The organism is Streptococcus acidominimus, assembly GCF_001921825.1.
GTDB lineage: Bacteria > Bacillota > Bacilli > Lactobacillales > Streptococcaceae > Streptococcus > Streptococcus acidominimus.
On the sequence record NZ_MSJL01000021.1, the window covers coordinates 1 to 14,979 of the forward strand.

The following is a 14,979-nucleotide window of genomic DNA, read 5'->3' on the forward strand; positions in this document are numbered from 1 at the left end:
TTGCGTGGACGACCTCCTTGACGATGTTGACGTTGGTAAGCTACATTGAGACAGGTAAGCATTTCTTGAAAGGTCTCTTTTTGAACACCTATGAGAAGTTTGAAGTTCTCTGAACTGAGTTTTTGAGATTTTTCATACATTGTTTCCATACAAATAGTATATCACATTTGGTTACCGAACAAGTCTATTATAGAAAAATAAGAAGCTGAGGCACTGTTTCCTCAACTTCTTAATGACTTATTTTTTCACAAATTTTGCAGATTGTTCTCCGGCTTGACGACCAAATACGATAATATCTGCAACAGCATTCCCACCGATACGGTTCTTACCATGAACACCACCGGTTACTTCACCAGCTGCATAAAGCCCTGGAATAGCTTGGCCTTCTTTGTTCAATACTTCCGTATTGGTATTGATTTTTAGACCACCCATTGTATGGTGTACCCCTGGTGCAATTTTAATAGCGTAGTAAGGAGCTGCATCTAGGGCATGATCCATACCGCTTGAGCGACCGAAGGCTGCATCATTTTTGTCTGCAACAGCCTTGTTCCATGTATCCAAGGTTGTTTGCAAGGCATCTGCTGGGACATCAATTTCTTTTGCAAGATCTGCTACTGTTTCACCAGATTTAACAAGACCTTTTTTCTCATATTGAGCAATTGCTTTTACGCGATCTTTCAAAGCTGAATCGAAAACTACATAGGCGTAGTTTGGCTCTAAACCATTGATTGCTGCAGATACTTTATCACGAGTTTCCAATTCATTAAAGAAACGTTCACCTTTTGAGTTGACCAAGATAGCACCTTCACCACGAATCGCTTCTGTAATCAAGTAAGATTTTTCTTGCTCTACGGTTGGGTGAATTTGGATTTGTTCCATGTCAACTGTCGCAGCACCTTTTGCCTCTGCAAGGGCGATACCATCACCAGTTGAACCTGATTGGTTTGTTGTCACATAACCTTTTAGCTTTGGATTTAATTGTGCTACTTTTTCTAAGTCAGCACCGAAACCACCTGTCGCAATCACAACCGCTTTTGCCGCAACTTTCTTGGTTTTCCCATCAATTGTCACTTCAACGCCTGAAATCTTACCATCTTTTTCTTCCAGATTTGTCACATCTGCTTTGACAAACATTGGAATTTTACGCTCTACCAAATTGTGGTAAAGACCTGTTACAAGGTAGCCACCAACTGCTGATCCATCTGCTGGGCGGTGCGTACGTTTTTCACTCATACCACCAGTAGTTGTGATGTTGCTAAGGGTAATTCCCATACCATCCAACCAGTCAATCGCAGCGGCAGAGTTATCTACCAAGTAACGAAGCAACTCGGGATCGTTTGCTCCGCCACCCCCCTTGAGGGTTTCTTCATAGAACTTATCGTTTGAATCTTTAATCCCCTCTTGATCTTGGAACTTTGTTTGAGAGGCATTCATACCTGCAGATGACTTTGCAGTATTTCCACCTACTTCTCCCATTTTCTCAAGAACTGCCACACTTGCTCCTGCATCATGAGCAGAGACTGCTGCAGCCATACCTGCACCACCTGAACCGATAACGACAACATCATAACTATCTTTCAATTCTGCTGGATCTGTATAGACCTTCTCTGATGCTCCTGAGACAGCTTCTTCTTTCGAAGATGAAGCAGGGGTTGACGACGATGCCGCTGTATTGGTTGATTTACTTCCACAAGCAATCAAGAAGACAGCAGCAAGCAAACTAAGTAAGGCACCGAGCCAAACTTTCTTCCTCATAGTAAACCTTCTCCTTTTCTTTTGGTTACTGTCCTATTGTACCCTATTTAGTACTCTGTTGCAACCATTTTTGTAATTTTTTTCACAAGCATTTATTCTAAATTTTTTCCATACGATTTCCAGTATCACAGAAAGAGAAATAACCTTATTACCTTCTATCATTTGAAGCATTCGAGATCGAGCAAGCACCAGAGGAATGATGGTCAGACTTGTAAAAACCTAATAGTTATAGTCTAGCAAGAACTCCTCATCAGACTTCCAAATTCAATACCTCTACTAAACTCTTGTCCCACCACCCTTTTCTAGTTATCCTATAATTTCCATAGTCCTCAAGCAACAACTTTCCCCTCATCTACTAATCTTGCCAAGGTTTCATTCTGCCCGCCATTTTCTTGCCTAATCAGACCTTGTTGTTGAGGGAGTAGCCGTTATAGTCATTTAGTTTATATTTTTATTACTTTGTTAACTCGTCTTGCTGTACCCCAGTACTACCTGCGACTTTTAACGAAAACTTCGTTTTCTTCATTTCCCACCTCAAACAGTCTCTCCCCAGACTGTTTGAGCTAGTACTAAAAATAAACTAAACGGCTATAAACCCCAAGTCTAAATAGAAAAGAGGATAGACAATCGAGACTTCAACATCACGATTAGGTCTATTTCCTCTTTTTCATTATTTCTTAACAAATTGAGCAGACTGTTCTCCAGCTTGACGACCAAATACGATAATATCTGCAACGGCATTGCCACCGATACGGTTCTTACCGTGAATACCTCCTGTCACCTCACCTGCTGCATAAAGTCCTGGAATGGCTTGACCTTCTTTGTTCAATACTTCCGTATTGGTATTGATTTTTAGACCACCCATTGTATGGTGAATACCTGGTGCTACTTTAATTGCGTAGTAAGGAGCTTTTGAGATATTCCGATCCATTCCTGTCGTACGACCAAACGCTGTATCATTTTTCGCTTCTACTGATGTGTTCCAAGCCTCAATCGTTTTCTTCAAATTTTCTTCAGAAACATTGAGCGCTTTTGCCAACTCTTCCACACTATCAGCCTTGATCACCATCCCTTTTTGCTCGTAGGTATCAATTGATTTTGAATGTTCACGTAACTGCTGGTCAAAGACCACATAGGCATACTGTTCCGGAAGTCCATTAATGGCAGCTGATACCTTATCCCGCGTTTCCATTTCATTGTAGAAGCGATTTCCTTGCGCATTGACAAGAATAGCACCTTCACCACGAATCGCTTCTGATACAAGGAAGGCTTTTTCTTGATAAACAGTTGGGTGAATTTGGATTTGCTCCATATCCACTACATCTGCTCCCAATTTTTGTGCCATCTCAATACCGTCACCAGTTGCACCCTCATGGTTGGTCGTTACATAGCTTTTCAATTCTGGTTTGTATTTCGTAACCGTCGCCATATTGGCACCAAATCCGCCTGACGTTACAACGACTGATTTAGCAGCGATGCTTTTTTCTTTTTTATCAATGGTTACTTTGACACCAGCCGCAGCACCATCTTTTTCAATAATTTCAGTGACCGTAGCATTGACAAAAATCGGTACTTTACGTTCCATTAAGTTATTGTAGAGACCATTTACAAGGTAACCACCGACTGCTGAACCATCTGCTGGTCTATGGATACGAGCCTTACTGAAACCACCTGAGAAGGTGACATTGTTAAGGGTAATCCCCATACTATCAAGCCAATCAATCGCTTCTGAAGAATGATCGACCATGTAACGAAGCAAGTCAGGATTGTTCGCTCCTTTTCCACCTTTCAATGTTTCTTCATAGAACAGATCATTGCTATCATCAATCCCTTGCTCTTTTTGGAATTTCGTCTCCGAAGCATTCATTCCTCCTGAAGACTTGCTTGTATTTCCACCGATGACAGGCATTTTCTCAAGGATAGCTACGCTAGCTCCTGCATCATGAGCAGCAAGGGCAGCAGCCATACCTGCACCACCTGAACCGATAATGACAACATCATAGCCATCTTTCAACTCTGACGGATCCGTATAGACCTTCTCTGATGCTCCCGAAACAGCTTCTTCTTTCGAAGAGGAAGCAGGGGTTGACGATGATGCTGTATTAGTTGATTTACTTCCACAAGCTATCAAGAAAACAGCTACAAACAAACTAAGTAAGGCACCGAGCCACACTTTCTTCTTCATAATAAACCTTCTCCTTTTCTCTTGGTTACGGTTCTAGTATACACCTTTTAACAAGCCTTCTCAAACTTTTTGTAAATTTTTTCACAAGAATACAACAAGATGGCTTTCTTACTAAAAAATAAAGTAATGTAGGTAACTTTTCGTCTTAAAATAGGATAAGTAAAAAAGCACCTTGGGATAAAGCCCCAAAAGTGCCTAATATAATGGCTTTACAGCCTATCTTATTCGGTAAAATATTACAACATTTTGTTGTAGAATTCAACGACGAGTGCTTCGTTAATTTCTGGGTTGATTTCGTCGCGCTCTGGTAGGCGAGTCAATGATCCTTCAAGTTTTTCAGCGTCGAATGATACGAATGCTGGGCGGCCAAGAGTTGCTTCAACCGCTTCAAGGATTGCAGGAACTTTCATTGATTTCTCACGAACTGAAATCACTTGACCAACTTCAACACGGTAGCTAGGGATGTCAACGCGTTTTCCGTCAACAAGGATGTGACCATGGTTTACAAATTGACGTGCTTGACGGCGAGTAGTTGCAAGACCTAGACGGTATACAACGTTGTCCAAACGACGCTCAAGAAGAAGCATGAAGTTGAAACCAAGGATTCCACCCTTAATTTTTGTAGCTTGTACGAACAAGTTACGGAATTGCTTTTCACCTACACCGTAAGAGAAACGAAGTTTTTGTTTCTCAGCCAATTGCAAACCGTATTCTGACAATTTGCTACGGTTGTTTGGTCCATGTTGACCTGGTACATAGTTACGGCGAGCAAGTTCTTTACCTGTACCTGTAAGTGACAAACCAAGACGGCGTGCTTGTTTCCAAGATGGTCCTGTATAACGTGACATAGTGATGTCCTCCATAAATGTATTTTATGGAAATAGTCTTTGAGAAATCCTGATTCGTGCAGATACCCTTCGCCTAAACAGCTAAGGTTACTTATCTTTCAAAGTACCTGTTGACGAGCTTCATATTCCTCTGCTGCTATTTCACACAAATTACAGTATAGCACGATTTAGATAAATTGTAAAGCATTACCTGCCCATCTAAGATACAAAGGGCGTAAAAAGCGAATGAAAAATAGGAAATACGACGAAGAAGTCTCTGCTTCTAGGAGTATTTATCTTTTTTCCGAGCTTTTAGCCCGTGTTCAATTACCCAAGATACGAGAGCGTTTGACACGAGTTTCACTTGTTTTATCTCCAACCTTCCACAGTCTATTCCTAGACTGTGGAAGCGAGCAAAGCAAAAATAGGAGTTTTGATGAGTGAAAAGCTCCAGTGGAGGTTTTCAGCCTATTTCCTAAAGAACTAGCATCAGCTAAAACTGAAACAGTTATCGCTCTTTTTTGCACAGCTCGTAGCCCGAGTTCAATTATACAAGACGAGTTAACGAAGTAATAAAAATATAAACTAAATGACTATAACAGATCTATCTCAAAAGAGGAAACTCAACATAAGGATTATCCCTTCTCGGGTTTGAAGTTCTGCCAGCTCTGAAATAGAGTATCCATAGTATATCCGTTCCAATAAAAAAATCATGCTATCACTAAAACTTGTGAATAACATGACTGATGTCTCTCAAACACTATAAGCAATTATATACAGGTTTATTGTAAACCATTTCTAAGTGGCTTATGGTCATTTTTCATCATCTAGGTAGTGGATCAAGATTTTTTCTGTCAACACATCCGAATACGTATAGGATTCTACGTAGGTATTGTTAGGATCTTGGTACTCCACAATAAAGAGGGATTGGTAGACCTCGGTAATCCGACCTTGTTTGTTTTTCTCGCGTTTGCGACCGTTTTCAAGCGTTAATTCAACGACTTGTCCTTCGTGGTTCTTAATATCTTCTTTGATCTGCTTCATCTTTGCAACATCTGTAAATGCATCACTCATTCTTATCCATCCTCCCTCTTGGAAATACTTGAAAATTTGTTGTACTCTTTTTGGAACATTAGCTCAACCGTTCCACGCGCTCCAGAACGGTTTTTTTCAATAATAACCTCAATGGTATTATTGGGGATACCACCATCTTCTTGCTCGCCGCGTTCATAGTAGTCATCACGATACAAGAAAGCAACAATATCTGCGTCTTGCTCGATTGACCCTGATTCACGAATATCTGACAGAACAGGCCGCTTATCCTGACGTTGCTCCACACCACGAGAAAGCTGACTGAGGGCAATGACCGGCACTTTCAATTCCTTGGCTAAAATTTTCAATTGCCGCGAAATTTCAGAGACTTCCTGCTGGCGGTTTTCCCGTCCCGTTCCTGTGATCAGCTGCAGATAGTCAATCAAAATCAAGCCCAGATTCCCCGTTTCCTGTGCCAATTTACGGGAGCGGGAACGAATCTCTGTAATCTTGATACCCGGCGTATCATCAATGTAAATACTAGCATTTGCCAGATTGGCTTGCGCCATAGTCAACTTCTGCCATTCCTCATCCGTCAGATGACCTGTACGAATGGAACGTGAGTTGATCATCCCTTCAGCAGCCAACATCCGATCAACTAGACTTTCTGCCCCCATCTCCAGAGAAAAGATAGCTACGGTTTTTCCTAATTTTGTACCAATATTCTGTGCAATGTTTAGGGCAAAGGCTGTTTTTCCGACCGCAGGACGAGCTGCCAAAATAATCAACTCTTCTTCGTGCAGGCCTGTCGTCATAGCATCTAAAGCTGGATAGCCCGTCGCAATCCCTGTAATATCAGAAGTCTGGCGCGAACGAATTTCAAGATTTTCAAAATTGAGATTCAAAATATCTTCAATTTGCTTGAACCCGCTACGACTAGCACCTTCGCTAACATCAATCAAGGCTTTTTCTGCACGCGCAATGATTTCGTCAGACTCATCTGCACCATCATAGGCTTGGTTGATCGACTCTGTCAGACGTGCAATCAGTTTGCGTAAATTGGATTTTTCAGCGACAATCTTGGCATAGTATTCTGCATTAGCAGACGTTGGTACCGAATTGATGACCTCGGCTAAATAGCTGAGCCCACCGATATTTTCCAAATCACCATGATTGGCCAGATGATTGCGCATGGTCGTTGCATCAATGGCTTCATGGCGATCTGACAAGGCAATCATGGCTTTAAAAATCAACTGGTGAGCATATTTGAAGAAATCATCTGCCTCAATATATTCGCGGACAAAAACCAGCTTCCCCTCGTCGATAAAGATCGCACCAAGAACCGACTGCTCCGCCAAAATATCCTGCGGTTGCACACGCAATTCATCTACTTCTGCCAAGATCTCACCTCCTATCTCTCTTACACCGTCACTAGGCTTCCTTGATGCTCAAGTTAATCACACCTGTCACATCTTGATAAATTTTAACTGGTACATCAATCAAACCAACCGCACGAATCGGGTGATCTAATTGGATATTGCGTTTGTCGAGCTTGATACCGAATTGTTTTTCCAATTCTTCAGCAATTTTCTTACTCGTAATCGAACCAAAAGTCCGCCCGTCTGGTCCTACTTTTTCGACAAAAGATACAAGCGTTGCTTCTTCTGCCAACTTAGCTTTGATAGCCTCTGCCTCCGCCAACATCTCCGCATGCGCCTTTTCTTGCGATTTTTGTTTGCCACGCAATTCACTAATCGCTTGGTTAGTCGCTTCCTTGGCAAGATTTTTCTTAAGCAAAAAATTTTGAGCATATCCTGTTGGAACTTCCTTAATTTCTCCTTTTTTTCCTTTGCCTTTCACATCTGCTAAAAAAATTACTTTCATGAGGATCTCCTTCTCTTTTTATTTCTCTTTTGATTCTTCTAACACTATTTCCATCAAGTGCTCTTGAACTTGTGCTAGTGACTGCTCCCGAATTTGAGCTGCAGCGAGATTAAAATGACCGCCTCCGCCCATTTCTTCCATCATCCGTTGAACATTGACCTTACTTCTGCTCCGCGCTGAAATGGCAATATAATCGTTGACATTTTTCGTGATGACAAATACCGCTTCAATTTCAGCCATTTCAAGAATCTTATCTGCCGCCTTACTTGGGACAATATTGTCATACACAATCTCCTCATCAGCGCAGACGACAACAATATGTTCCGAAATCTTCCGACCTCTTAAAATCAATTCATTGATCTGACGATACTCGTTAAAATCCGTCGCAGCAATCTGCTGAATTTCTGAACTATCGCTACCGCGATTTCTTAGATAGCTAGCCACATCAAAGGTCCTACTGGTCACACGGGACGTGAAATTCTTGGTATCCAGCATGATCCCTGCCATCAAGAGACTAGACTGAAGCCGATTGAGCTTATGGTGTTTATCATTTTGAAACTGTATCAATTCTGTCACCAATTCGCTCGCAGAACTTGCTCCACTTTCAATATAGGTCAGAACCGCATTGTCTGGGAAGTCTGCATCCCGACGATGGTGATCCACTACAACTACCTGGCTAAACAAGGCATAAAACTCTTTTGACAAGGTTAAACCAATCTTGGAATGGTCAACCATGATGAGGAGCGATCGCGCTGTTACCTGCTTTTTCGCCTCCTCAACAGTTATTAGATTGGAACAATTTTCCTGGGTCAATTTCTGAATGGCACGTTGAATATCTGATGCCATGTCCTTTTCGTCATAGACAGTGTAGGCATTGTTCATGATATTCTGGGCAAAATACTGCATCCCGACAGCAGACCCCAAGGCATCCATATCTAGATTTCGATGACCAACAACAAATACTGCATCAACTGTCTTTAGCTTGTCAGAGACAGCTGTCATCATAGCGCGGGTACGAGTTCTTGTCCGTTTGACCGACGACGCAGATCCACCACCGAAGAAGCGGAGTTCTTTGCCCTCATCATTTTCTTTGACAACAGCCTGATCACCCCCACGTACTTCAGCCATATTGAGATTTTGCAGGGCAATTTGACCAATCTGCTGGTGATTATTGTTTCCATAGGCAATCCCCATACTCAAGGTCAGAGCCAAGTCCAGCTGTTTCGCTTCTTCACGAAAACGATTGATAACCGAGAATTTGTCCTCAATCAGCCTTTCTAAAACTGCGTAATCCGTAAAGAAATAAAAACGATCCATGGTACCACGGCGGTAGTAAATACCGTTTTCATTTGCGAAATCAGACACAAATTGAGCTAAAAAACTATTGACCTGACTAATCTGGGAGTCCGAGTAAGTATCTTCTAGTTCATCATAATTATCGACAGAAATAATCCCAATCGCTGGTCTACTACCGATTAGATTAGAAGTGGCATAATATTCTGTTGAAGCATCAAAAAAGTAAAACAGTCCCTGCTCGTAATCAACATAGACCGCATAACGCTTATCCGCAACCGTAACATGGCTCCTGTCTTCATCTAAACCTGTATCAATGATCTCGCGCAACTTCTGTTGATCAAATTCTCCATCTTCTTTGGCAAAAAGAAGTTCAGCATAGGTATTAAACCACTCTACTTGGTTATCTTCCAAGCGAACTTTAATCACCCCGACTGGCATGTGTACCAAAAGACGCATCAAGCCAGATTCCGCTTGGGCATTTAAATACGTAATTTGCTCCGTCTCGCTCACTTCGTAGGAATGCTTTTGGAATACAAAGAGCAGGACCAACAAAAAGAGAGCTATAAAAATAGATAAATAAGTGACGGTTGAATCCGGGTATAGACCATGGATAAATACTAATAATCCAAAGAGAATTACCCCAATCATCACAAAATGAATCGTTGAAAATCGAAATTTTTTCATTACTAACCTCTGCTTGCCATTCTACCATAAAAGCAATGAAAATGCTAGCTTCTATTTCCACACAAGATTTACAGAAAACCCGCCACTTCCTGCAGGAACCGATCCAGCCTAATCGAAGAAAAAGACCAGACAAACGTCCAGTCTTTATATAGCCGTCTAGTTTATTTTTAGTACTAGCTCAAACAGTCTGAGGAGAGATTGTTTGAGATGGGAAATGAAGAAAACGAAGTTTTCGTTAAAAGTCGCAGGTAGTTGTCTAGTTGATAACTAGACAAGCGATAGATAAGAAAAGTGTAACTTTTCTCAATAGTACAACTCAAGATACAAAGCCCGTTAAAAACTCAAAGTGAAAATAGGAAATCTGACGAAGAGTCATTAGACTCTAGGAAGATTTATCTTTTTCGCACAGAGTTTAGGGCGTGTTCAATTACCCAAGATACGAGAGCGTTTGACACGAGTTTCACTCGTTCTATCTCCAACCTTCCACAGTCTATCCCTAGACTGTGAAAGCAACTCCTAGACAAAATAGGCGGCCGAACAGAAGCTTTAGCTTCGTAGTGAGACCCCCACAAAGGCAACTAGATTGGCGTGTTAGCGCCAATCAGATGCCTACTGTGATGTCTATCTAGGGTTACTCAACTTTCTGACTACGCTTTGTCAGTGAGTTGTAGCTCAAGTTCAATTATACAAGACGACTTAACGAAGTAATAAAAGTAAACGTAACGACTATAACGACGTCAGAATTTGATTTTTGATGAGTATTAACACTTCTCTCGAGCGCTCAATACCCCCTTAGAGCACATTTCCCAATACTTTTTTTAGTAGTCCTTCAACTCTCCTAGATGAAGCTGCATCACTCGGAAATGATGTTATAAATTTTAAGCATCATCCTTCTTCGCCTTGTTCTTTGAAATCGAACGACTGCGCCCTTCCAGATAGACCATCAGGATTGAAATATCTGCTGGATTAACCCCTGATATACGACTAGCCTGCCCGATTGTTTCAGGAGAAATCAGCTTAAATTTCTGACGAGCCTCTGTTGCAATCGAATCAATATCATCCCAATCAATATCCGCTGGAATCCGTTTTTCTTCCATCCGCTTCATTTTTTCAACCTGATCCAAGGCCTTGCTGATATAGCCCTCATACTTGACTTCCGTTTCAATCAATTCAATGGTCTTATCAGATAATTCTTCAGCCACTGGACCGACAAACTGAACCACGTCCGCATAGGTCACCTCGGGTCTCCTCATAAATTCCTTGGCTGTCAAGGCGTCTGTCAAGGGTTTAAAGCCCATAGCAACCACCTTCTCATTGGTCTCCTTGACCGGCTTCAACTTGATTGAATCAAGTCGCACCATTTCATTTTCAAATTGATTTTTGTGAATCTGAAAGACATGGTAGCGCTCATCATCAACCAAGCCGACCTGACGACCAATCTCTGTCAAGCGCATATCTGCATTGTCATGACGTAAAATCAAACGATATTCCGCCCGACTGGTCAAGAGACGATACGGTTCTACTGTTCCTTTGGTCACCAAATCATCAATCATCACACCGATATACCCGTCGCTACGCTTCAAAATCAATTCTGGTTTGCCCTGCACCTTAAGCGCAGCGTTGATTCCTGCGACAATTCCCTGACCAGCCGCCTCCTCATAACCAGAGGTCCCATTGGTCTGCCCTGCCGTAAATAGTCCAGAAATTTTCTTGGTTTCAAGAGTTGCCCGCAATTGATGAGGCATGACCATATCGTACTCGATTGCATAGCCTGTCCGCATCATCTCCGCATTTTCAAGTCCCTTGATAGAATGAACCAAGTCCTTTTGGACATCTTCTGGAAGACTGGTAGAAAGCCCCTGAATATAAATCTCATCCGTGTCGCGTCCCTCCGGCTCTAAGAACAACTGATGCCGTTCCTTATCCGCAAAGCGCACGATCTTATCCTCAATAGAAGGGCAATAGCGCGGTCCCACCCCTTTGACTACACCTGAAAACATAGGAGCACGATGTAGATTACTATTGATGATTTCATGGCTGCGCGCATTCGTATAGGTCAACCAGCAAGGAATCTGGTCTTTCACATAGTCCTCATCTCTTGATAGGAATGAAAAATGATTGGGCTTCTCATCTCCGGGCTGGATTTCTGTTGCCGCATAGTCAACAGTCCGCGCATTGACACGAGGAGGTGTTCCTGTTTTAAAGCGTCCAATTTCAAGTCCCAAATCTTTCAAATTATCCGCCAGAGTGATGGACGCCAAGCTATTGTTTGGGCCAGATGAATATTTCAAGTCACCGATAATAATTTCACCACGCAGGGCAGTTCCCGTTGTCACTACTACAGCCTTAGCTGCAAAATATTGGTTAGTCGCCGTCCGAACACCGATAACCCGACCCTCTTCCACCAAGATTTCATCTATCATGGTCTGACGCAGGGTCAAATTTTCCTGCCTTTCAACCGTCTTTTTCATCTCTAGGGAATACTTTGCCTTATCCGCCTGAGCTCGCAAAGCTCGCACAGCAGGACCTTTTCCCGTATTCAGCATCTTCATCTGAATGTAGGTCTTGTCAATATTGCGTCCCATTTCACCACCGAGGGCATCAATTTCACGAACGACAATTCCCTTGGCAGAGCCACCGATAGAGGGATTACAGGGCATGAATGCCACCATGTCCAAGTTAATCGTTGCAAGCAAGGTCTTACAGCCCATCCGACTGGTCGCAAGTCCTGCCTCTACACCAGCATGTCCCGCACCAATTACAATCACGTCATATTCTTCTGTAAACCTATATGTCATCCATTTTCTCCTTTACATTTATCTTCTCTTGGTCTTAATCTACTAAAACGTGAGACGTATTTAAACAGCTAGACCACTCTCTACATTGACATTGTTGTCAACAACTGTAAAGAAACTGTCAATAGCTGCTATTTTCTGAACCCCTGTAAATATAGTTGTTTCGTTTACTGTCCTCAATACAGCAAGACAAGTTCAATTATAAAAGATAAACGAAACAACTATATCAGCCCGATCCTCCTGTTCCAATGAAGGTTACAAGAGGTCAGTGGACACTTTAATTTTTAGAGGATCAAACATCAGAATCTCTGTTTTTTACACAAAAAGAGTCAAAACCCTCAGAAACTGCACGCAAAAAACGTCCAATTCCTATGAGCTTTGACCATCATAGTATTGTTCTTTTTCATTCTATCACATTTGATAGAAATGTCAATCGATGAAGTTTTGCAGCCTGTCCACCAAGGCACGGTTCTTCCCATTTTCGTCAAGGTATTGATAGAATACCTTTCTATTGACGACTTTTCTGATTAGAGATTCATCTATCTCATCTATAATCTCTAAAAATCTTTTCTTAGTAATTTGACCGATTATGGTTAATTGGGCTGCTTCTTGCTGCTTTCGAACCGCATCTGTTTGCGGATAGCCTACGCCAAACTCACCATCAAATAATTTTTCAAGTGTATATTCCAAGTTTAACTCTCCGCACCAGCCAACTGTCAATCCCAGTGGCAAGGAGACAACATTGCCATTATTGATTCTACCAAATAAGAAAGCATCTTGGGGTGTCTGAACAAAGCCACAATAAAGACCCGGTAAGCTGTTACAAGCTAGCATCATCCCTTGACCAGAGGAACAGCCTGTTACTACAAAGTCTAAGGCTTGTGACTCAATGAGTAAACTAATCATGACCGCAACATCCACATAAGAATAACTTTCCGTCTCATTAGGAAAAACACCTAAATTGACGACTTCATGTTAATCTGCTACTACCTTTTCAACGGCTTGCATTAACACATCATTCATCTCTATGTCTTGTGGTCGCCTGTAACACTCCAATTTTCATCATTGACCTCCTAAAAGTTTACAAACTTGTCAATCTAAATATATTGGCATACTTTCCCATCTTTAAAGGCTAGATCAATCATGCCACCACCTAAGCACTCGTCACCATTGTAAAAGACAACGGCTTGACCAGGTGTAATAGCCCTTTGTGGTTCATGGAAGATGACCTCTGCCTTGTCTCCCGTCACATGGACGGTCACGTTTGAATCTGGTTGACGATAGCGAAACTTAGCCGTGCATTCAAGCGTAAAGGTTTCAGGTCTATCCCATGTAAAGTGAACTTGACTAGCTGTCAAGCTAGTTGACATCAAGGCTTCATGGTAAAATCCTTGACCTACGTACAGAATGTTTTGCGACAAATCTTTTCCAACGACAAACCAAGGGGCATTGTCACCACCAATTTGTCCACCGATACCGAGGCCTCCACGTTGGCCAATTGTATAGTACATGAGGCCTGCATGCTCCCCCATATCTCGACCATCAACGGTCTGCATACGTCCTTTTTGGGCTGGTAGATACTGGCTTAAAAATTCTTTGAAGTTCTTCTCACCGATAAAACAGATTCCCGTCGAATCTTTCTTCTTGGCAGTTGCAAGACCTGCACGCTCTGCAATATCACGCACTTCTGACTTTTGTAAATGTCCTAGAGGAAACATGGTTTTCTGCAGTTGCTCTTGTGATAGCTGACTAAGGAAATAAGTCTGATCCTTTCCATTATCAGCACCACGCAGCATATGAACTATGCCCCTCTCATCTCGCTGCACCTGTGCATAGTGGCCTGTCGCCACATAATCAGCTCCCAAATTCATAGCATAGTCCAAAAAGGCTTTAAATTTGATTTCTTTATTGCACATAACATCTGGATTTGGTGTGCGTCCTGCACGGTATTCGGCAAGAAAATATTCGAACACCCTGTCCCAATACTCTTTTTCAAAGTTGACAGAGTAGTAGGGAATCCCGATTTGATCCGCAACAACTGCAACATCTTTATAGTCTTCTGTTGCTGTACAAAAACCATTTTCATCTGTGTCATCCCAGTTTTTCATGAAGATGCCGATCACATCATAGCCCTGCTCCTTGAGTAGTAGAGCAGTGACAGAGGAGTCAACACCCCCACTCATACCGACGACAACACGTATCTTTGAGTTATCACCCATTGTCTATTCTCCCATCAATTTAATCCAGTGTAAAGAAAGTTTACACCATCTATTTTCAAAAAACGATTGAAGGTCGATTTTGAAGTACCTCATGGCACAGACAGTATTATACCATATCCTAGCTATTTTCTAGCAAATAACATCAAGGACAGATTACTACCGTATCCAATAGAATGCAGGTAAGGAAAGCCTCTGGCTACAATGATTATACTCTGCCAAAACCACATTCCAACTGTGTCAGCACCCCTTCCCCATTGACACACGCTTATCCTTTATTGATTGACTCCTTTCTATTTTGGAGA

The 14,979-nt window shown here is 42.0% G+C and carries 9 protein-coding genes and 2 pseudogenes; all 11 read right to left on the reverse strand.

The annotated features are described in order from the left end of the window. A pseudogene (locus BU200_RS11235) lies at nt 1-149 on the reverse strand (IS5/IS1182 family transposase); the annotation flags it as partial. A gap of 88 nt (nt 150-237) precedes the next feature. Further along, nucleotides 238-1,755, reverse strand: coding sequence for a flavocytochrome c (locus BU200_RS05560; RefSeq protein ID WP_075099231.1), 1,518 nt, complete (start codon nt 1,753-1,755; stop codon nt 238-240). A 670-nt stretch (nt 1,756-2,425) separates the two neighbouring features. Beyond that, on the reverse strand, nt 2,426-3,940 hold the full coding sequence (locus BU200_RS05565) for a flavocytochrome c (RefSeq protein WP_075099232.1): 1,515 nt from the start codon (nt 3,938-3,940) through the stop codon (nt 2,426-2,428). Nucleotides 3,941-4,176: 236 nt separating this feature from the next. Then, entirely contained in the window at nt 4,177-4,788 is a 612-nt protein-coding gene (gene rpsD / locus BU200_RS05570) for a 30S ribosomal protein S4 (RefSeq protein ID WP_075099233.1), read from the reverse strand. Nucleotides 4,789-5,580: 792 nt separating this feature from the next. After that, nucleotides 5,581-5,841, reverse strand: a complete 261-nt coding sequence (locus tag BU200_RS05575; RefSeq protein ID WP_075099234.1) for a Veg family protein — start codon at nt 5,839-5,841, stop codon at nt 5,581-5,583. Between the two features lie 2 nt (nt 5,842-5,843). After that, entirely contained in the window at nt 5,844-7,199 is a 1,356-nt protein-coding gene (gene dnaB, locus BU200_RS05580; protein ID WP_075099235.1) for a replicative DNA helicase, read from the reverse strand. A 31-nt stretch (nt 7,200-7,230) separates the two neighbouring features. Further along, nucleotides 7,231-7,683, reverse strand: coding sequence for a 50S ribosomal protein L9 (rplI, locus tag BU200_RS05585; protein WP_075099236.1), 453 nt, complete (start codon nt 7,681-7,683; stop codon nt 7,231-7,233). An 18-nt stretch (nt 7,684-7,701) separates the two neighbouring features. Continuing rightward, complete coding sequence (locus BU200_RS05590; protein ID WP_075099237.1) at nt 7,702-9,663, reverse strand: GGDEF domain-containing protein; 1,962 nt, start codon at nt 9,661-9,663, stop codon at nt 7,702-7,704. Nucleotides 9,664-10,541: 878 nt separating this feature from the next. After that, a complete protein-coding gene (mnmG, locus tag BU200_RS05595; protein ID WP_075099238.1) occupies nt 10,542-12,461 on the reverse strand; it encodes a tRNA uridine-5-carboxymethylaminomethyl(34) synthesis enzyme MnmG in 1,920 nt (639 codons plus the stop codon). Nucleotides 12,462-12,887: 426 nt separating this feature from the next. Beyond that, nucleotides 12,888-13,521: pseudogene (locus BU200_RS05600) on the reverse strand (RpiB/LacA/LacB family sugar-phosphate isomerase). Between the two features lie 34 nt (nt 13,522-13,555). After that, complete coding sequence (gene mnmA / locus BU200_RS05605; RefSeq protein WP_075099239.1) at nt 13,556-14,677, reverse strand: tRNA 2-thiouridine(34) synthase MnmA; 1,122 nt, start codon at nt 14,675-14,677, stop codon at nt 13,556-13,558. Nucleotides 14,678-14,979 lie beyond the last annotated feature (302 nt).

What these genes read in the sequence shown, in the direction of transcription:
- mnmA (WP_075099239.1), bottom strand. Translation starts at nt 14,677, where the DNA reads ATGGGTGATAACTCAAAGATACGTGTTGTCGTCGGTATGAGTGGGGGT.
- BU200_RS05590 (WP_075099237.1), bottom strand. Translation starts at nt 9,663, where the DNA reads ATGAAAAAATTTCGATTTTCAACGATTCATTTTGTGATGATTGGGGTA.
- BU200_RS05575 (WP_075099234.1), bottom strand. Translation starts at nt 5,841, where the DNA reads ATGAGTGATGCATTTACAGATGTTGCAAAGATGAAGCAGATCAAAGAA.
- BU200_RS05565 (WP_075099232.1), bottom strand. Translation starts at nt 3,940, where the DNA reads ATGAAGAAGAAAGTGTGGCTCGGTGCCTTACTTAGTTTGTTTGTAGCT.
- BU200_RS05560 (WP_075099231.1), bottom strand. Translation starts at nt 1,755, where the DNA reads ATGAGGAAGAAAGTTTGGCTCGGTGCCTTACTTAGTTTGCTTGCTGCT.
- mnmG (WP_075099238.1), bottom strand. Translation starts at nt 12,461, where the DNA reads ATGACATATAGGTTTACAGAAGAATATGACGTGATTGTAATTGGTGCG.
- rpsD (WP_075099233.1), bottom strand. Translation starts at nt 4,788, where the DNA reads ATGTCACGTTATACAGGACCATCTTGGAAACAAGCACGCCGTCTTGGT.
- rplI (WP_075099236.1), bottom strand. Translation starts at nt 7,683, where the DNA reads ATGAAAGTAATTTTTTTAGCAGATGTGAAAGGCAAAGGAAAAAAAGGA.